The 20,862-nt window shown below is 38.9% G+C and carries 15 protein-coding genes, 1 other RNA gene and 1 other annotated feature; of the genes, 14 read left to right on the plus strand and 2 right to left on the minus strand.

Annotated elements, in window-relative coordinates; all coding sequences use genetic code 11:
- Positions 1-9: 9 nt before the first annotated feature.
- The 9 genes from recJ to ssrS all read left to right on the plus strand — a co-directional run bounded on the left by recJ (position 10) and on the right by ssrS (position 12,021).
- A complete protein-coding gene (gene recJ, locus IEX29_RS17185) occupies positions 10-2,319 on the plus strand; it encodes a single-stranded-DNA-specific exonuclease RecJ (RefSeq protein WP_188735591.1) in 2,310 nt (769 codons plus the stop codon).
- Positions 2,309-2,821 (plus strand): adenine phosphoribosyltransferase, encoded by a 513-nt coding sequence (locus IEX29_RS17190; RefSeq protein ID WP_188735592.1) that lies wholly within the window; start codon positions 2,309-2,311, stop codon positions 2,819-2,821. The genes recJ and IEX29_RS17190 overlap by 11 nt, the downstream gene beginning before the upstream one ends.
- A gap of 888 nt (positions 2,822-3,709) precedes the next feature.
- Positions 3,710-5,905 carry a RelA/SpoT family protein gene (locus IEX29_RS17195; RefSeq protein ID WP_188735593.1) on the plus strand — a complete coding sequence of 732 codons (2,196 nt, stop codon included), beginning with the start codon at positions 3,710-3,712 and terminating at the stop codon, positions 5,903-5,905.
- A 14-nt stretch (positions 5,906-5,919) separates the two neighbouring features.
- Positions 5,920-6,366, plus strand: a complete 447-nt coding sequence (gene dtd / locus IEX29_RS17200) for a D-aminoacyl-tRNA deacylase (protein ID WP_188735594.1) — start codon at positions 5,920-5,922, stop codon at positions 6,364-6,366.
- Between the two features lie 91 nt (positions 6,367-6,457).
- Positions 6,458-6,631 carry a hypothetical protein gene (locus IEX29_RS17205; protein ID WP_188735595.1) on the plus strand — a complete coding sequence of 58 codons (174 nt, stop codon included), beginning with the start codon at positions 6,458-6,460 and terminating at the stop codon, positions 6,629-6,631.
- Positions 6,632-6,781: 150 nt separating this feature from the next.
- Positions 6,782-7,004, plus strand: a binding site (T-box leader).
- Positions 7,005-7,143: 139 nt separating this feature from the next.
- Entirely contained in the window at positions 7,144-8,427 is a 1,284-nt protein-coding gene (gene hisS, locus IEX29_RS17210) for a histidine--tRNA ligase (protein WP_188735596.1), read from the plus strand.
- A 3-nt stretch (positions 8,428-8,430) separates the two neighbouring features.
- Entirely contained in the window at positions 8,431-10,209 is a 1,779-nt protein-coding gene (gene aspS, locus IEX29_RS17215) for an aspartate--tRNA ligase (protein ID WP_188735597.1), read from the plus strand.
- 165 nt (positions 10,210-10,374) lie between these two features.
- A complete protein-coding gene (gene gdhA, locus IEX29_RS17220) occupies positions 10,375-11,745 on the plus strand; it encodes an NADP-specific glutamate dehydrogenase (RefSeq protein WP_188735598.1) in 1,371 nt (456 codons plus the stop codon).
- Between the two features lie 92 nt (positions 11,746-11,837).
- Positions 11,838-12,021: non-coding RNA, 6S RNA (ssrS, locus tag IEX29_RS17225), on the plus strand.
- Positions 12,022-12,109: 88 nt separating this feature from the next.
- Here the strand turns inward: ssrS and IEX29_RS17230 are convergent.
- Positions 12,110-12,781 (minus strand): RsfA family transcriptional regulator, encoded by a 672-nt coding sequence (locus IEX29_RS17230; protein WP_188735599.1) that lies wholly within the window; start codon positions 12,779-12,781, stop codon positions 12,110-12,112.
- A gap of 683 nt (positions 12,782-13,464) precedes the next feature.
- Positions 13,465-14,739, minus strand: a complete 1,275-nt coding sequence (locus IEX29_RS17235) for a replication-associated recombination protein A (RefSeq protein WP_188735601.1) — start codon at positions 14,737-14,739, stop codon at positions 13,465-13,467.
- A 337-nt stretch (positions 14,740-15,076) separates the two neighbouring features.
- On the opposite strand from IEX29_RS17235, the gene cymR reads away from it, so the two are divergent.
- The 5 genes from cymR to recD2 are packed head-to-tail and all read left to right on the plus strand — an operon-like array spanning position 15,077 to position 20,828.
- The gene (gene cymR, locus IEX29_RS17240) at positions 15,077-15,502 is read left to right on the plus strand and encodes a cysteine metabolism transcriptional regulator CymR (RefSeq protein WP_077603136.1); all 426 of its coding nucleotides are present in this window, start codon (positions 15,077-15,079) and stop codon (positions 15,500-15,502) included.
- A 21-nt stretch (positions 15,503-15,523) separates the two neighbouring features.
- Complete coding sequence (locus IEX29_RS17245) at positions 15,524-16,666, plus strand: cysteine desulfurase family protein (protein WP_188735603.1); 1,143 nt, start codon at positions 15,524-15,526, stop codon at positions 16,664-16,666.
- Positions 16,667-16,679: 13 nt separating this feature from the next.
- The gene (gene mnmA, locus IEX29_RS17250; protein WP_188735604.1) at positions 16,680-17,792 is read left to right on the plus strand and encodes a tRNA 2-thiouridine(34) synthase MnmA; all 1,113 of its coding nucleotides are present in this window, start codon (positions 16,680-16,682) and stop codon (positions 17,790-17,792) included.
- A 15-nt stretch (positions 17,793-17,807) separates the two neighbouring features.
- The gene (locus tag IEX29_RS17255; RefSeq protein ID WP_188735606.1) at positions 17,808-18,479 is read left to right on the plus strand and encodes a tetratricopeptide repeat protein; all 672 of its coding nucleotides are present in this window, start codon (positions 17,808-17,810) and stop codon (positions 18,477-18,479) included.
- Between the two features lie 12 nt (positions 18,480-18,491).
- On the plus strand, positions 18,492-20,828 hold the full coding sequence (gene recD2, locus IEX29_RS17260; RefSeq protein ID WP_188735608.1) for an SF1B family DNA helicase RecD2: 2,337 nt from the start codon (positions 18,492-18,494) through the stop codon (positions 20,826-20,828).
- Positions 20,829-20,862: the final 34 nt, after the last annotated feature.

Raw genomic sequence — 20,862 nt, forward strand, 5'->3', positions numbered from 1 at the left:
GGTGAATTTATGCTATCAAGTAAAGCAAACTGGAAATATATAAATAATCCGCCTGTGGAGGATAGAGATTCAATAGAAATAGCTATGTCGCCTATTGTTAAGGATCTGTTTTTACAAAGAGGGATTACCACAACGGAAGAAGCAAATCAATTTATGCAGCCGGATTTAAATAACTTAATAGACCCTTTTTTAATGAGTGGAATGGCCAAAGCAGTTAACCGAATTAAAGAAGCAGCTGAAAACAAAGAAAAAATTGTTGTATATGGAGATTATGACGCGGATGGTGTCAGCTCCACTGTTGTTCTCTTGCATGCTCTGAAAAAGATTGGTGCAGATTGTGAATACTATATTCCAAATCGTTTTACTGAGGGGTATGGTCCAAACGAAGCAGCATTCAGGCAGCTTCATCAAGCTGGATTCGGACTGATTATTACGGTGGATACAGGTATTGCTTCTGTCCACGAAGCAGAAGTAGCAAAGGAGCTCGGTATTGATTTAATCATTACCGATCACCATGAACCGCAGGCAGAAATACCGGATTGCTACACAATTATTCATCCGAAATTATCTGGGGATTACTCTTTTAAAGAACTGGCAGGGGTCGGCGTTTCATTAAAATTGGCACAGGCTTTAATCGGAGAGCTGCCCCGGGAGGTGCTTCCTTTTGTAGCCATAGGTACGATCGCGGATCTGGTACCACTAGTTTCTGAAAACCGGATTCTGGCTACATTCGGGTTAAAAGAGCTTCAAAGAACCAATTATGTTGGTTTGAGAGCTTTAAAACAAGTATGCCAGTTAGAGGAGATCATTACTGAGGAGGATATCGGTTTTCGTATCGGCCCACGGTTAAATGCAGTAGGGCGTTTAGGCGATGCTGATTTAGCCGTAGATCTTTTACTGGAGGAAGATAATGAAATTGCATTAGAAATGGCAAATGAACTAAACCATATTAATGAACAGCGAAAGAAAATTGTTCAGGATATTGTACAAGAAGCAATGGAAATGGTTCAAACAGATAAACGGATTATTATTGTAGCAAAAGAAGGCTGGAATGAAGGCGTATTAGGAATTGTTGCTTCAAAATTAGTCCAAAAATATGATCGTCCTGCAATTGTTCTTGCAATAAAGCCGAAGCAGGGTATTGTAAAGGGATCAGCCAGAAGTATTCCTGCGTTTGATTTATTTGAAGGCTGTATGACTGTCAGGGATTTGTTTACGCACTTTGGCGGACACGCACAGGCAGCAGGAATGACATTACCTATTGAAAATCTGGATTCTCTGGAGACGGCTTTAAATGATTTACTTTTTCAGAATCTGTCGGAAGACGATTTTAAGCAGGAATTATATATTAATGCTATATTAGGTATTGAAGATATAAATGTATCTTTAATTGAGGAGATAGCAAAGCTTTCTCCGTTTGGGATGGGAAATCCGAAGCCTTTGTTTGAGATAAGAGAAATACCAAAAGAGGTTCGACAGATTGGAAGCAGAAAAAACCATTTAAAGATGCAATTTTCATCTGCAAATGGTCCGTTGGATATGGTTGGTTTCGGGTTTGGTGAGATGAAGGATGCTATCTCCCCGCATACAACAATATCTATAGTCGGAGAACTTTCTATCAATGAATGGAATGGAAGAAGGACCGCTCAATTAATGATAGAGGATTTAAGAATTACCGAGTGGCAGCTATTTGACTTTCGAGGAAAAAAAGCTGAGCAGTTAATTCCCGGTAATGCTAACGAAGTCTTTGTCTGTGGTGAGTCCATACAGCCTGATGAACATACGGAAACATTTACTTATAAAGAGGCACTTTCTATGAATTTAACGCATTATCATACCATCGGTTTTACAGAATTACCTGAAAGTATGGATGTTATGAAGGATATTATCAAGCAGATGAATCCGAAAAATATTGTTGTAGCATTACGCCAGACTACAAATCAATACCCCTTTCAGTTTCCTTCCCGAAAGGAATTTATAGATTATTACAGCTTAATTAAACAGCATCAGCAGTTTCGGGTTGCGGAAATGCAGAAAGCTATTGAACAGCATCGGGGCTGGAATGAAGCTAAAATGAAATTTATGTCAGATGTTTTCACGGATTTGGGATTTGTAACAATAAAGGATGGCTGGCTGCGCTACGAAGCTACACAGAATAAAAAAGATTTATCAGAATCAGCTATTTACCAAACTTGCTTCAAACAAAAAGAAGCAGAGAGTATACTTATTTATTCTAATTACCAGGACTTAAAAAAATGGTTTGCATCGTATCTGGATACGTCTGCAAATCTACAGGAGGAAGCAGTATATGGATTATAAAGAATATATTGAGATTGTAGAAGATTGGCCAAAGGAAGGGGTCCGTTTTAAAGATATTACGCCATTGATGGCTAATGGACCAGCTTATAAATCAGCTGTTGACGAGATTGTAGAATATGCAAAAGAGAAAGAAATTGATATTGTTGTAGGTCCTGAAGCAAGAGGATTTATTGTCGGCTGTCCTGTTTCTTATGCTTTAGAAATCGGTTTTGCTCCCGTCCGTAAAGAAGGAAAACTGCCGCGCGAGGTGATCAAAGTAGATTATGGATTGGAGTATGGGAAAAATGTGTTAACCATTCATAAGGATGCTATTAAACCTGGACAGCGTGTTCTGATTACAGACGATCTTTTAGCAACAGGCGGTACGATTGAAGCAACGATTAATTTAGTTGAACAGCTTGGTGGAATTGTTGTGGGATGTGCTTTCTTAGTGGAGTTAAGCTACCTGGATGGAAAGGATAAATTGGAAGGCTACGATGTACTTACAATTATGACCTATTAAATAACAGAAAAGAGTCAAACAGAGATTAAAAACTGTGTTGACTCTTTTTATGTATTACTCAACTTTCTCACCTGAGAATAAGCATGTTCTACATTATCCTGCTTGAATGTTGTTAAATCATCTTGAAAAGCAGATTGAGTATAGCGCCGCTCCGACCAACCACTCCGCTTTCCATGGGGACGGCTTCAGCTAACTTGAAAAGAAACCCGCTTTTCAAGTGGATCTTCAGCTCGCCCTGTTCCCATAGGAGTCTACGTGGTTGGTCTGCGCTCAGTTAGGCTTCTATAGCAAATGAAAGAAATCATATCCTAATGGAGTTGGATGAAATAATTTCCTTTTGCTTGATGAATAGATCATTTTAGTATTTCAAATGGTTGATTGGGCAATTGAAATTATGTCATAGCATATAGCATGGATAGTAAATATCAGGAATGGCTTTCATGAATAGAAAGTAATCGTGACACGACATTTTTATATACACCATGAAAAATATGTTCTTTTACTGATCTAATTTCTATTTACTCCGTTGTATTAAACAGTATAGAATCCTCTTCTAGTGGTGGCCTTACACGTTACCTTCTTTCTAAATAGAGTTTTTGCTTTGTCAAGAGCTAGATGGAAGGAACGATCAACACCTGTCACTATGATAAGTCAGTTATTTTTAATCTGCTTATATTAGGTTTTAGTTGGACAGAAATATAAAAAAAGTCTTATAATAGTAATTATTATCGAATAATGTTTTTAAATCTGCGAAATTTAAAAGGTTTTAATGAAAGAAATGGCTTCAAGCATTCAGACACTTGTTGCTATTTTTATTTTTAGATCGGGGAAGAATTAATTTTTAATAAAATAATTTATTCAATATTGAAAGTAAATAAAGGTGATTACATGGCAAAAGACGAAAATGTCAGCATTACAGATATTATAGAAAAAGCAAAAGAATATTTATCTGATGAAGATATTGCTTTAATTGAACATGCTTATGAATTTGCGAAAGAGGCTCATAAAGATCAATTTCGTAAATCAGGCGAACCGTATATTATTCATCCGGTACAGGTTGCAGGTATACTGACTGAATTATTAATGGATGCAGAAACAATTTCAGCCGGGTTTCTTCATGATGTCATAGAGGATACTGAGGTAACCTTTGAACAGATTGAAGAAGAATTTAATCATGAAATAGCTGCACTTGTAGATGGCGTCACGAAGCTTGGTAAAATCCGCTATGAAACAAAAGAGGCCCAGCAGGCAGAAAACCACCGTAAAATGTTTGTAGCAATGGCAAGGGATATCCGTGTCATAATGATTAAACTTGCTGACAGATTGCATAATATGAGAACGTTAAAGCATTTACCGCCGGAAAAACAGCGCCGTATTTCAAATGAAACGCTGGAAATTTTTGCGCCGCTTGCTCATCGATTGGGAATTTCAACGATAAAGTGGGAGCTGGAGGATACAGCCTTACGCTACCTTAATCCACAGCAGTATTATCGTATTGTTCAATTAATGAAGCAAAAACGGGAAGAGAGAGAATCTTATATACAGGAAGTTATTGATGATCTTTCTCAAGAATTTGAAGCGGTAAATATAAAAGCAGAGATGTCCGGCCGTCCAAAGCATTTGTATAGCATCTATCAGAAAATGGTAAATCAGAAAAAGCAATTTAATGAGATATATGATCTTCTTGCAGTCCGGATTATAGTGGACAATATTAAAGACTGTTATGCTGTCTTGGGTATTATCCATACGAATTGGAAGCCGATGCCCGGAAGGTTTAAGGATTATATCGCTATGCCGAAGCAAAATTTGTATCAGTCTCTGCATACAACAGTTATCGGTCCAAAAGGTGATCCGCTAGAGGTGCAGATTCGGACGAAGGAAATGCATGATATTGCAGAATACGGAATTGCTGCACACTGGGCATATAAAGAGGGAAAGCAGGCAAAAGGGAAAAGCTCCTTTGAAGAAAAATTATCCTGGTTCCGGGAAATTTTGGAATGGCAAAGCGAAACGCATGATGCGGAAGAATTTATGGAGTCATTGAAGATTGATCTGTTTTCTGATATGGTCTATGTTTTCACACCTAAAGGAGAGGTTATTGAGCTGCCTGCAGGTTCTATTCCAATTGATTTTGCTTACAAGATTCATACGGAAATCGGCAATAAGACCATTGGAGCGAAAATTAATGGCAAGATGGAGCCATTAGACTATGAATTGCAAAACGGAGATATTGTTGATGTGATGACGTCGAAGCATTCCTACGGACCGTCCCAGGACTGGCTGAAAATGGTGCAGACGTCCCAGGCAAAAAGCAAAATAAAACAATTTTTCAAAAAGCAGCAGCGTGATGAGAATATTGTTAAAGGGAAGGAAGCTGTTGAAAGAGAAATTCGTACTTTCGACATCGATCCAAAAGAAGCATTAACTGCAGATAATTTGCAGCGTGTATTTGATAAGTTTAATTTTACGAGCGAAGATGATATGTATGCTGCTGTGGGTTATCAAGGGATTACGGCAGCTCTTATAGCTACCAGATTAACGGAGAAAATCCGTCAATCAAGAGAAGCTGATCAAGATTTAGAGAAGAAGATAGAAGAAGTAAAAACGGATAAAGCAAGACCATCCTCCAAGAAAGATTCAGGCATTGAAGTGGCGGGTGTGAATAATTTGCTTGTCCGTATAGCAAAGTGCTGCAACCCTGTACCTGGTGATGAAATTCTAGGCTATATTACCAAAGGCAGAGGGGTATCTGTCCACCGTGCCGATTGCCCGAATGTACAGACAGAGGAAGCAAAGCAGCGTTATATAGATGTAAAGTGGAAAAATCAGTATGCAGAGAAAAAGCAGTATCATGTTGATTTGGAAATTACAGGCTATGACCGCCGCGGTTTGCTCAATGAGGTATTACAGGCTGTTAACGAAACAAAAACGAATATTACACATGTGAATGGCAGATCTGACCGAAATAAAATGGCTATAATTCAATTAACAATTTTAATTCATAATACTAATCACTTGCGCAAAGTAGTGGATCGAATAAAGCAGATTCGGGAAGTATATACCGTTACAAGAACTGTGCAATAAGGAGCGTTTGTTTTATGAAAGTAGTATTACAGCGGGTGAAGGAAGCTTCTGTAACTGTCCGGAAAGAAAAAATCAGTGAAATTAAAAAGGGATTCCTTTTACTTGTCGGTGTTACCCACAATGATACTGATGAGGATTTAAAATATCTTGTAAATAAGATTGTCCATCTGCGGATTTTTGAAGATGAAAATAATAAAATGAATCTTTCTATTAAAGATGTGGAAGGCAGCATTTTATCGGTTTCCCAGTTTACTTTATATGGGGATACTAAAAAAGGTAGACGTCCAAGCTTTATAAAAGCAGCAAAACCCGATAAAGCAGAAGCTTTATATGATGCTTTTAATAAAGGATTACGCACAGAAGGAATAGTGACAGTAACTGGGGAATTCGGTGCAATGATGGATGTCGCGCTGGTAAACGATGGTCCGGTCACAATGATAATTGACAGTAAAGACAGATAAAGGAAGGTATAAGAATAAGGTCGGGGTTTTGTGGAGATGCTATAAAAACTTAAATAGATTTAAAAAGGGCACTTAAAGGAGAATTTAAGTTATGCATCGAGAGATAAAACAGCACAATGCCAATCATTACCCTGAAATGATGATGGTTGATTTTCACCATTTTCTGCAAATGGAAAAGTCTTCAACCTATCTGGAAATAGCGACAGAGCTTGGAATTTCCATTCAGGAAGTGAAGCAATTGAAAAAAAGCTTAAGTCGTTCTTGACAATGGACGAAACTCACCTTATTATTATAATCATTCCACTTCTATAAGATGTGGCAGTTTATACGTTGCCCGCGAATATTTTCCGTGGGACGAGTAAGCCCGGTCCCGGGACACGGGCGGTATTAGTAGAAGTTTCTTAAAATTAAATGAATGAAACCGTTGAAAGAAAAAGTAATATAGGCGCAGGTGGTAAGAGAGTAGCTGTCATTGGCTGAGAGCAGCTATCTATCCGGCATATATGAAAGACATTCTGGAGGATTTATATCGAAAATAGATTGAGTAGATATAAACGTGTTGCAGGCGTTAACTGATAAAGGTGGGTATCTTTTGATATCAACTAGGGTGGCAACGCGGGAAAAATCCCGTCCCTTATTTTTTTAATAAGGGACGGGATTTTTGTATTGTTAAAGAATCGGAAGCGTCCGTTTTAAAAGTTATCTGTTATTATTTTCTGCTGACCAGAAAATGAAATTCATCAGTTATTTTGCAAATTAGTGAAGGAGGAAATAAAAATGGCTATGAAAGCTCCAAGAGGAACAATGGATATTTTGCCGGAGGATACGGCAAAATGGCAATATGTAGAAAAGCAAATTAAAGAAATTTGTGACGCGTATTACTATCATGAAATACGTACACCAATCTTTGAACACACAGAAGTATTTCAACGCGGTGTCGGAGATTCAACAGATATTGTACAGAAGGAAATGTACACTTTTGAGGACCGGGGAGGCAGAAGTCTCACACTTCGTCCAGAAGGAACTGCTGCTGTAGCCCGCGCTTTTGTCGAAAATAAATTATATGGCAGTCCCAATTTACCTGAAAAGCTTTATTACTTTGGCTCGATGTTTCGATATGAACGTCCCCAAAAAGGGAGAATGCGTCAATTAAACCAATTTGGTGTGGAAGCAATGGGAAGCGAGGACCCGGCGATTGATGCAGAAGTAATTGATCTCGCCATGAAAATATACCGCAGATTAGGCCTGAAATCTCTGAAGCTGGTGATTAACTCATTAGGTGATAAGGAAAGCCGAAAAGCACATCGTGACGCACTTGTAGCACATTTTGACCCATATCGTGAGGAGCTCTGCTCAGATTGCCAATCACGATTGGATAAAAATCCGCTGCGTGTGCTGGATTGTAAAAAGGATCGAGATCACCCTGCAATGAAAACAGCACCACCCATCTTAGATTATCTGAATGAAAAATCACAAGCTTATTTTGAACAGGTAAAAGCATATCTAGATGCGATGGAAATTTCTTATACTGTAGATCCTAATTTAGTCCGAGGCTTAGATTACTATAATCATACCGCATTTGAAATTATGAGTGAGGCAGATGGCTTCGGTGCCATTACGACATTAGCCGGCGGCGGCAGATATGATGGATTGATTACCGAATTCGGCGGTCCGGATACACCGGGAATTGGTTTTGGAATGGGGCTGGAACGCTTGTTAATGGCTCTTCAGGTAGAAAATATTGATATACCTGTTGATACAAAACTGGACTGTTTTGTGGCAGGCTTTGGTTCTGAAAAAGTACGAACAGAAACTGTAAAGCTTGTTCATCAGCTACGTTCAGCTGGTATTCAGACAGATACAGATTACCAGCACCGCAAAATGAAGGGACAGCTTAAAGCCGCAGACCGTTTAAAGGCAAAATTTGTTACCTTTTTAGGTGATGATGAACTTGATAAACAAGTAGTAACCATTAAAAATATGGGAACTGGAGATCAAAAAGAGGTCTCAGTTGATAATATTGTTTCTGAAATTAAAGAGTTGTTATTGGAGGAGAGTTAAAAAATGACAGAGCGTGTTTTATCGGGGCACTTAACGGAAAATGAAATCGAAAAGGAAGTCAGACTAAAAGGCTGGGTTCAAAAACGCCGGGATCTTGGCGGTCTTATTTTTATTGATTTGCGTGATAAGTCCGGAATTATGCAAATTGTATTTAACCCGGATTATTCACAGGAAGCACTCGAAACAGCGGAAAGTATTCGTTCTGAATATGTGATTGATGTAGTTGGCAAGCTTGTATTACGTGATGATGCAACCATTAATCCTTCCATTCCGACTGGTACATTGGAAGTACTGGCCAGCTCGATTAAAGTGTTGAATAAAGCAAAAAATCCGCCGTTTATGATTCAGGATGATGTAAATATTTCAGAGGATATCCGTTTGAAGTATCGTTATTTAGATTTGCGCCGCCCAGGCTTGCAGGAAACATTTAAATTACGCCATCAAACAACGCAGAGCATCCGTAATTATTTAAATAAAAATGAATTCTTAGAAATGGAAACACCGATTTTAACAAAAAGTACACCAGAAGGAGCACGTGATTACCTTGTTCCAAGCCGTGTTCATCCTGGAGAATTCTATGCTTTACCACAATCTCCACAGTTATTTAAACAATTAATTATGATGAGCGGATTTGAACGTTATTACCAAATTGCCCGCTGCTTCCGTGATGAAGATTTACGTGCAGACCGTCAGCCTGAATTTACACAGGTTGATATTGAGACTTCCTTTTTAACAAGTGACGAGATTATGACAATGACAGAAGAGATGATGAAAGAGGTAGTTAAAGAGGTTAAAGATGTCGATATTACCTTACCTTTACAAAGAATGCCTTATGACGAGGCCATGGACCGCTTCGGTTCTGACAAACCGGATACCCGCTTTGGATTAGAATTGATTCATGTATCGGATATCGTGGCAGACTCTGGATTCAAGGTATTTAAGCAGGCGGTAGAGAACGGCGGAAAAGTAGCATTATTAAATGTGGAAGGTGCTGCTGGCAGCTATTCCAGAAAAGATATTGATAAGTTAACAGAGTTTGTCAATGTCTACGGTGCAAAAGGCTTAGCCTGGCTAAAAGTAGAGGAAGAAGAAGTGAAGGGCCCGATCAGCAAATTCTTATCGGATGAGGAAAAATCAGCTATCACGGATAAGGCTAAAGCAAAGAGTGGGGACTTACTGTTATTTGTGGCTGATAAATCATCTGTTGTTTACGATAGTTTGGGAGCCCTTCGCTTGAAGCTGGGAAAAGATTTAGGATTGATTAACGAAGAAGCATTTCATTTCTTATGGGTAACAGATTGGCCGTTGTTTGAATATGATGAGGAACTGGGCCGTTATTTTGCAGCGCATCATCCGTTTACGTCACCAATTGAAGCAGATAAGGAAAAATTGTTAACAGATCCAATGAACGTCCGTGCAAATGCATATGATTTAGTATTAAATGGTTACGAGCTCGGCGGCGGATCTATCCGTATCCATCAGACTGAGCTTCAGAATAAAATGTTCCAGGCATTAGGATTTACAGAAGAAGAAGCTAGAGAGCAATTCGGATTCTTATTGGATGCGTTAGAGTATGGAGCACCGCCTCATGGAGGAGTTGCGCTTGGCTTAGACCGTATCATAATGCTTCTGGCAGGCCGTTCTAACTTACGAGATACCATTCTTTTCCCTAAAACAGCATCTGCTTCTGACCTGATGACAGAAGCTCCAAGTGAAGTCAGCGGGGACCAGCTGCAAGAATTGTCAATTTCATTAGCAAAAAGAAACGATAACAAAGAATAAAAGAGAATATGCACGATATTTCTGCATATCGTGCATATCATTTGTGAAATAAAAGCAAACAAAAGCACAATTGGCTTGTGTTTATTTGCTTTTTCATATAAAATAAAAAAACCTTCTGGTTGAGGAATCGGTTGAAAAAACTAAAGGAGATGAATGTTAGGAGCCATGGAAAATAAATTACAGCATCATAATCGTACAGCAAAAGAGTATGTACAGGGAGTCTATGAGGAACTAAAGAATAGAAATAGTCATGAGACAGAATTTTTGCAAGCAGTTGAAGAAATTGTCGAATCTCTAGAAGTTGTTTTTGAGAAACATCCAAAATATATGGAATTAGGCATTCTAGAGAGAATTATAGAACCAGAGCGCTTAATTGCTTTCCGTGTTCCTTGGGTCGATGATGAAGGACATGTTCAAGTAAATCGCGGTTATCGTGTTCAATTCAGCAGTGCAATCGGACCATACAAAGGCGGACTTCGTTTTCATCCAACGGTAAATGCAAGTATTATTAAATTTTTAGGCTTTGAACAAATCTTTAAAAACTCTTTAACCGGTCAACCTATTGGCGGAGGAAAAGGCGGATCTGATTTTGATCCAAAAGGAAAATCAGATTTAGAAATTATGAGATTTTGCCAAAGCTTTATGTCAGAATTATCTAGATATATTGGACCGGATACGGATGTACCGGCAGGAGATATTGGTGTCGGCGGAAGAGAAATCGGCTATCTTTACGGTCAATATAAGAAAATCAAAGGTACTGTGGAACCAGGTGTTTTAACAGGTAAAGGCTTAGGTTTTGGCGGCAGCTTGGGACGTAAAGAAGCAACTGGTTACGGCACAGTTTATTTTGTTCAGGAAATGCTTAAAGATAATGAACAGGATTTCTCTGGAAAAACAGTTGTTGTGTCAGGATCAGGTAACGTATCGATTTATGCAATGGAAAAGGCAGCTGAATTTGGCGCCAAAGTAGTTGCCTGCAGCGATTCTGATGGATATGTCTATGATAAGAATGGTATTGACGTTGAGCTTGTGAAGCAGATTAAAGAAGTAGATAGAGAGCGTATTAATGTATACTTAGAAACCCATCCAAATGCAGAATACGTTGATGGCGGATCCGTTTGGGAAATTCCGTGTGAGATTGCTCTGCCTTGTGCTACGCAAAATGAAATCGACGAAGCAACAGCAAAAACTTTAATTGAAAATGGTGTTATTGCTGTAGGTGAAGGAGCTAACATGCCATCATCCCTGGAGGCGATTAATCAGTTCCTCGGAAATAATGTTTTATTCGGACCGGCGAAAGCAGCAAATGCTGGCGGTGTAGCTGTATCTGCTTTAGAAATGGCACAAAACAGCAGCCGTGTTGCCTGGAGTTTTGAAGAAGTTGATGAAAAGCTCCAAGATATCATGCGTGATATTTATCAAAATAGTGTTCAGGCAGCAAATGAATATGGTAAAGAGGGCAACCTTGTTGCAGGATCTAATATTGCAGGCTTCTTGAAAGTTGCAGATGCTATGGTGGAGCAAGGAATTATTTAATCCACAGCTTTGAACGGATTTATTCTGTATTAGTAAATATATTATTTGTACTTTGAATCAATTTATGCTACGATAATAAAAAATAAATTATTACAATCCTGATGTGTTCGTTTGCAATTGGTATTTTGACCGAACACCTATAAGTTAGGGAGTCCGACAGGTCTTTAGAGTGCGTGTATGCCCGAAAAAGGGAAGCATAATACCTTTAAAGCAGGACACCCACCTGCCAAAAGCGGGATCAAAACTTTATTGTCGGACGGCACTATCGGGATTACGAAAAAATACTGCACAGTTTTGTGCAGTATTTTTTCGTAATTGATATACATCTACTGTTATAAGTATAATGTATAGTTCTTATTCTAACCTAATTAGAGCCCTGTGCCAGCTGCTCAAGATTTCCATTCTTATCCATACGGAATGATGGAGAGCTGATCAGGTTTGTATCCTCAAAAACTGTCATCTTGCGGGCACGATCCATGATTTGAATAAAGGTTTGATAATCTTCTTTCATCGCATGCAGCTGCTGCTCTGTATCTGCTAAATTCTTTTGTAATTCTTCCACTTTTGTATGCAAGGATTTATTCTCACTCTCTAACGATTGCATAGAAGATTTTGATTGATTGGAAGTATATAATTCTTGCTTTAGTGATTTTAAATACTTAATTACTGTATCCAGGTTAAATGCTGCAGCTGGTTCAGGATTCGTCTGTACTGTCGGCTGATCTGACGTTTCTTGAGACGAAATTGTCTCTGAAGTTTCGATCTGAACAGGTTTTGGAAGAGCTTGTACAGTTTTATTTAAAGCTCTTTTTCTCTCTTTTCGTTGTCTTTTAGCTAAATCAATTGCATTTTCATATTTATTACGTACTTCAGCATTCCACCTGAAACCGCAAGCGGCTGAAGTGCGATTTAAATGATCTCCCACCTCTTCAAAAGCATTTAACTGTGTGCTTCCCTCACGAATATGTCTCAAGACAGTTTCTGCCAGTAATAGATCATCTTCATGAGACCAAGCATCTTGCCTTACTTTTACCATGTCATTCACTCCTCATTTTTAAGAAAATACTTAGAAAAATCTGCGTGCACTTTTATTTTAGTGAATAGGCAGTTTTCTTATATTTCACACGTTAAAAAATATACTTTCCTAACGTGCTAGAAAGATTATAGTAATCTCTATTCTTTCCAGAGGAGTTTAAAAATATACATTTCTTTATAATTATTAACTTAACTTTCGCACTTTAAAAAGTAAATTCCTATCTACAGGTACAGGAGTTGATCATTTCTTCCATCTAACTCTTGACAAAGCATAAACTCTATCGAGAAAGAAGTAACGTGTGAGGCCACCGCTGCGGCGGACCGTTTTGACTCCTGAGGGATCAGCACCATCTGAAGATCCACTTTTGCCAAGTGATCTTCTTGGCAAAAGTTAGCTGAAGAGCGTGCTCCTAGGAAAGCAAAACGGTCCGCCTCCGCTAGCGGGGTATTCTATACTGAAATAACTGAACAAATTTTTCGTGTTGCATGATAAACATGTTCAGCACTCCTTTTTGGTGCATGAAAGCTATTCTTGATATGAATAATTCATGCTGTCATGATTTGAACTGCTAAAAAACCATTTGAAACACCAGCATGTTAATAGAGACCATGTATATCCTGGAACAGCAAAGGTAGTATGTTTATTCTTAGGGGCCAAAGTTGAGTTATTAACTTGCTAAGTCCCTACTTTTTTTCTTTATTAATCCGTTCATATACTTGTTTCAATGCGTTTTCAAATTTTCCTGTTTCTTTCGGTGTATAGTAATCTCGATTTTTAATAGCATCTGGCAAATATTGCTGTTTTACCCAAGCACCAGGATAATTATGTGGATATTTATAATCTATTCCTCTGCCAAGCTTATTTGCTCCAGAGTAATGGGAATCCTTTAAGTGGGCGGGAATATCTCCGCTTTTTCCTTTGCGAATGTCCTCTAAAGCTGCGTCCAGTGCTTTATAGGCTGTATTTGATTTTGGAGAAAGGGCCAACTCTACCACAACACTGGCTAATGGAATGCGCGCTTCCGGAAAACCAATCCGTTCAGCTGCCTGTACAGCTGCAACAGCACGCGGGCCGGCTTGCGGGCTTGCCAGACCAATATCTTCATATGCAATAACAATCAATCTTCTTGCAATGCTGTCTAAATCACCAGCTTCAATCAGCCTGCCCAAATAATGCAGGGCAGCATTCACATCACTGCCGCGGATGGATTTTTGAAAAGCACTCAGTACATCGTAATGAGCATCTCCATCTTTATCATGGGAAAAGCTTTTTTTCTGCATACATTCTTCTGCAATTTCCAATGTTATCTGAATTTGATCATCCGTATTTGGCGGAGTGGAACTGGCAGCGAGTTCTAACCCGTTTAATGCGGAGCGCAGATCCCCATTTGCTGAAATAGCTAAATGTTCCATAGCATCCGGACTGATCTGTATATTTTTATCCCCGTACCCATTCGTTGTATCCTGAATAGCACGCTGTAATGCTGTTTTAACATTTTCAAGGGTCAGGCCGTGCAGTTCAAACAAATGACAGCGGCTTCTTATTGCCGGATTAATGGAGTGATAAGGATTACTTGTTGTACAGCCGATTAAAGTTAATAAATTATTTTCTAAATGCGGCAGTAAAAAATCCTGTTTTGCTTTATCCAACCGATGGACTTCATCTAAAATAAGAACAGTTTGCCCCTGCATTTTTGCCTGCTCCACAACAATTTCCATATCCTTCTTTTTATCTGTAACGGCATTTAACGTTTTGGATGGCAGTCCAATGGTTTCTGCCAGAGCATAGGCCATGGATGTTTTTCCGGTACCGGGCGGGCCGAACAAGATCATGGAAGAAAGCTGATTGGCTTTAACCATCCGGTCAATTATTTTTCCTTGACCTACCAGGTGTTCTTGTCCTATAATATCATCTATGTTTTTTGGACGCATCCGATATGCGAGTGGTTGTTTATACATTAAATAACTTCCTTCATCTTCTTATTATTCTATTAGCTTAAAGCGAATATAGAAGAAATGCAAGAGGTTAGCAGTCATGCTATAATAGGTGTAGCCTTATAATATAAATAATCAAATTTGTATAGATGGAATTAAAGGTTTTCATATGTGTAAGCTTTAAATAATTACCGGTCGGTGACTGATACGGCGGATTACGGGCAGGTGAGTAATTTCAAGCTCCGGCAAAACAATCCGCCAGTTACAGGGAAATTCCTATAATTTCACTTATTTTGTACATTATATAGATTAAATAATATATAAATGGCAGATGATAGTTTAAAAAATTGAGGTGTATATAATGAAGATTTCAACAAAAGGAAGATATGGACTGACAATAATGATAGACTTGGCAAAAAATGAAGGAAACGGTCCAATTTCATTAAAAGTTATTGCAAAGGATAATGATTTATCAGAGCACTATTTAGAACAGCTGGCTTCACCATTAAGAAATGCCGGTCTAATCAAAAGTATACGCGGGGCATATGGTGGATACCAGCTTGCGAAAAAGCCTGATGAAATTACAGCAGGCGATGTTATCCGAGTGCTTGAAGGGCCATTGACAATTGTGGAAGGTATGGAAAATGAAAAACCGGCACAGGCATCTTTATGGATGCAAATCAGAGATGCTGTAAAAGATGTATTAGAAAAAACAACTTTAGAAGATCTGGCAAATTATGACGAGGGTGATAACGGCCCGCGCGAGGCTTATATGTTTTATATTTAATGGAAGAAGGGATTTTGAATCATGGAAGCAATATATTTAGACCATGCCGCTACGTCTCCTATGGCAAATGGAGTTGTTGAAGCGATGATTCCTGTATATAAAGATATCATCGGCAATGCATCAAGTGTGCATTCCTTCGGGCGGAAGGCGAGACAGCAGCTGGATACATCAAGACGTGTTCTCGCTGGATCAATTGGTGCAAATGAAAAGGAAATAGTTTTTACCAGCGGCGGTACAGAAGCCGATAATATGGCACTTTTAGGTGTTGCAGAAGCTAATCAGGATAAGGGCAATCATATTATCACCTCTATCCAGGAGCATCATGCTACATTGCATACGGCAGAAAAACTAGAAAAACAAGGCTTCCGTGTAACCTATTTACCTGTAAATGAAGAAGGACTGGTTTCTGTACAGGATGTTGAAGCAGCTTTAACAGATGATACCATACTCGTTTCTATTATGTATGTTAATAATGAGACTGGTGTTATCCAGCCTGTTGTTGAAATTGGAGAGTTGTTGAAGAACCACCAGGCGTATTTTCATACAGATGCTGTGCAGGCCTATGGGCTGGCCGATATTGATGTGCACGAACAGGGTATTGATTTATTAACAGTATCTGCGCATAAAATAGGCGGCCCAAAAGGAATTGGTTTTTTGTATGTAAAAGAAGGAGTTAAAATGACTCCTGTTCAATTTGGCGGTGAGCAAGAGCGAAAGCGCCGGCCTGGAACGGAGAATATTCCATCTGTGGCAGGTTTTGAATTAGCCTCTAACATCGCAATGGAAACAAAGCAGATAAGAAATGAGCGGTACCAGAAGTATAAACAAATTTTAACAGATACATTTACAGAAGCAGGGATTGTTTTCCGTATTAATGGAGATCAGGAGAAGACGGTGTCTTCTATTATAAATGTCAGCTTTGCAGGAACAAATGTAGAAGCATTGCTTGCAAATTTTGATTTGAGCGGCATTGCAGCTTCAAGCGGCAGCGCATGTACTGCAGGAAGTGTAGAGCCTTCCCATGTCTTATCTGCGATGTACGGTTCAGATAGTCCGATTACTACAAATTCGATCCGGTTCAGCTTTGGATTGGCAAATACAGAAGATAATGTGAGAGAAGCAGCTGCAAGAATTGCAAGTATTGTAAAGAGATTAACAAGTTAAAGGAGGGGCGACCATGACAGATAATAAAAATATACGTGTTGTAGTTGGAATGAGCGGGGGAGTCGACTCTTCTGTTGCAGCATTATTATTAAAAGAACAAGGATACGATGTTGTAGGTATCTTTATGAAAAATTGGGACGATACAGATGAATTTGGAGTCTGTACGGCTACGGAAGATTTCGATGATGTTGTTCGGGTATGTAATCAATTAGATATCCCGTATTACTCGGTAAACTTTGAAAAACAATACTGGGATAAGGTGTTCACCTATTTTCTGGATGAATACAAAGCTGGAAGAACGCCTAACCCGGATGTTATGTGTAATAAAGAAATTAAATTCAAAGCATTTCTTGATCATGCGCTCTCTTTAGGTGCTGATTATTTAGCAACAGGGCACTATGCTCAAGTAGTAAGAAACGAAGACGGGAAAATTCAAATGCTCCGCGGAGCTGATGATAATAAGGACCAGACTTATTTTTTAAATCAGCTCAGTTCAGATGTGTTGGAAAAAGTTATGTTTCCTTTAGGTCACCTGCCTAAACCGGAAGTAAGAAAAATTGCGGCAGATTATGGTCTGGTTACAGCAACTAAAAAAGATTCTACCGGGATTTGTTTTATTGGGGAAAGAAATTTCAAAAGCTTCCTCAGTGAATATCTTCCAGCCCAGCCAGGGAAAATGATGACGCTTGACGGGATAGAAAAAGGAACACATGACGGATTAATGTACTATACTATCGGCCAGCGTCAAGGACTTGGAATTGGCGGCTCCGGAGATCCGTGGTTTGTCGTGGGAAAAAATTTAAAAGACAATTATTTGTATGTCGCACAAGGCTATCATAATGAATATCTCTATTCTGAAGCTCTTGTTGCAACAGATTTAAATTGGGTTCAACCGGATCAGATCGAGGATACTTTCACTTGTACGGCGAAATTCCGTTATCGTCAAAAAGATTCAGAAGTGACGGTAAATGTAAAAGATAACAAAGCATATGTCGTATTTAAAGACAGCCAGCGGGCGATTACACCAGGACAAGCTGTCGTATTTTATCAAGGTGATGTATGCCTTGGCGGCGGCACAATCGATGAAATTATAAAAGACAATAAAGCATTACAATATGTAGGCTAGCAGGGTGGTTTATGAATGGATAAAAATCAGCAGGCAATTACACTGCTAAATGAAAAAAAGTATGAAGAAGCAGCAAAGCTGTTTAATGAGGTAATTGAAGAATCCCCGAAGGATCCACTGGGATATATTAATTTTGGAAATCTTTTAATGCAGCTGAATGAGATGGAACGTGCAGAACGTTTTTTGAAGCGCGCTATTGAACTGGATGAAAAAGCGGCAACAGCATATTATGGTTTAGGTAATCTTTATTTTGATCAGGAAGACTTTGGGAAAGCACAGCAAAGCTTTCTTAAAGCAATTGAATTGGGGTTGGAAGAAGCAGATGCTTACTTTATGCTGGGCATGTGCTTCCGAAATCAGGAACAATGGAAGCTGTCTCTGCCGTATTTGCTGCGGGCAACAGAACTCGATTCACAGGACGAAAGTTATCTATTTCAATATGGTCTGTCTCTTGCACAGGGAGAAATTTTGGATGAAGCTCAAAAGACATTTGAAAAAGTGCTTGAATTAAATAACGAGCACAGCGATGCTTACTATAATCTGGGCGTGATTGCATTATTCCATGAAAAAACAAAACAAGCCTTAAACCATTTTGAAAAAGCACTTGAATTGCAGCCTGATCATGTGCTGGCTGCAAACGGAAAGGAAATTGCGTTACAGTATATGGAGCAATTTGATGATAAATAAGGGGTAATCAGCATGGAAAACCAGGTAGAAGCAAAGGAAGCACTGCCTTTTGTAACGGGGAGCGTATTAAATACTATTTTTCGTAACGAAGCAGAGCATTTTTCTATCGTCCTAATTAAAATCACAAAAACAAACCTTGACTATGAAGATAAAGAAATCATTGTAAAGGGTTATTTTGATCAGCTCCAGGAGCAGACAGCCTATCGTTTTTATGGAGCGCTGGAAAAGCATCCCCGCTACGGATCACAATTAAAAGTGCAGTCCTATGAGACTATTTTGCCGACAACGAAGGATGGACTTGTTCAATATCTGTCCAGCGATTTTTTTTATGGTGTCGGGAAAAAAAGTGCATTAAAGATTGTGGAGGAGCTTGGAGAAAATGCTGTTTCTAAAATTATGGATAACCCGTCTGTCTTAGATGGAATTTCCGGATTATCAAAGGAAACAGGAAAACGTCTGGCAGATCGATTAAGGGAAAACCAGGGCTTTGAACGGGTTGCTGTCCAATTATCAGGCTATGGGATTGGACTGAAAATGGCCCAGGTTATATACCAGACATATCGTGATAAGGCGATGGAGGTTCTTGGAAAAGATCCGTATCAATTTGTGTTTGATATTGAAGGCTTTGGCTTTAAAATGGCAGACCAGATAGCTTCTCAGCAGGGCATTTCCCATACACATGAAAGCCGTATCGGTGCAGGTGTTATCTATGTCCTGCAGCAAAGTATACAAGCAGGGCATGTTTATCTTCCATTTGAGAAATGTGTGCAGGAAATTATTTATTTACTTCATCTTCCTCATTCGGATAAGAGCTCTGTCTCAGATGTTATGATGCAGCTGAATACGGAGAAAAAAATCATTATGATCGATGAAAGAGTTTATTTGCCTTCATTATATTATGCAGAGGATAACTTTACTGCAAGTCTGAAAAAAATACTGACTAAGCCGATAGAAGATGAGGTTCCTTTAGCCGAGCTGTTGAAAATAACCGGAGATATTGAAGAGGAAGAATCATTAAGCTATGGAAAAGAGCAATTTGATGCTATTGTTCAGGCGATTCATTCTAAAATTATGATTTTAACAGGTGGACCCGGAACTGGAAAAACAACGGTTATAACCGGTATCATCCAGGCTTTTGCCAAGATTCATGAGCTTTCTTTAAACCTATCGGATTATAAAAATAAAGACAGCTTTCCATTTATTTTAACAGCCCCTACAGGGCGGGCGGCAAAACGGATGTCAGAGTCTACCGGTTTGCCGGCTGTTACAATTCACCGGCTGCTTGGCTGGAATGGCATGGGTAATTTTGAAAAAGATGAACATGAGCCGTTATCCGGAAGGCTGCTTATCGTAGACGAATTTTCCATGGTAGATACTTGGCTGGCAAATAATCTGTTTAAAGCTATCCCGGATACAATGCAGATTATTTTGGTTGGAGATGAAGATCAGCTTCCCTCTGTAGGACCAGGCCAGGTTTTAACAGATTTAATGAAAAGTGAAATTTTACCGGTTATCTCCTTAAGAGATGTATATCGTCAAAAGGAAGGTTCTAAGATTATTCAGCTCGCCCATGAGATCAAACAAGCCAGCTGTAATGAAAATTCTTTGGAAAATGCACGGGATTTCAGCTTTATTTCCTGTCGGGATTATCAGATGGTCGATGTATTGACATCCATTATTGATAAAGCGCAGAAAAAAGGTCTTGATCCTGCTTCTATCCAGGTCCTGTCACCGATGTATCGTTCGCAGGCCGGAATTCATGCAATTAATGAAGCTTTACAGCAGCTGATTAACCCTCCGCAAGAGAAAAAACGGGAGATTGCTTTTCAAGATGTTGTTTATCGTACCGGTGATCGCGTGATTCAATTAATTAATCAACCGGAGGATGGCATATATAATGGGGATATCGGCGAAATCGTTGCTATTTTTAAAGCAGAGGAAAATGTCGATAACGAAGAGCAAATTGTGATTGCTTTTGAAGATAAAGAAGTTGTCTTTATCCGGAAAGATTATAATAATTTCACGCATGCTTTTTGTATCTCCATTCATAAATCACAGGGGAGTGAATTTCCAATTGTGATTCTTCCCGTTGTTTATTCACATCATCGTATGCTGCGAAAAAACCTTTTATATACTGCGATTACCAGAGGAAAAGAATCTTTAATCATCTGTGGTGAAAAAGAAGCATTTATCAAAGGTGTGCAAACAGAAGATACGAACCGGAGATATACTTCATTGCAGGAAATGCTTAAAATTCAGTTAGCCAATCAAAAAGCAGAAAAAAAGGAATATGAAAATATAGAAGATATACCCGAAGAAGAGTTATCGCCATATGATTTTATGGATTAAGTGTATAAAAATTCCTGTTTAGGGCAATACTTGG

The sequence above is a fragment of the Oceanobacillus neutriphilus genome, assembly GCF_014645515.1.
Classification (GTDB): Bacteria; Bacillota; Bacilli; order Bacillales; family Amphibacillaceae; genus Oceanobacillus; species Oceanobacillus neutriphilus.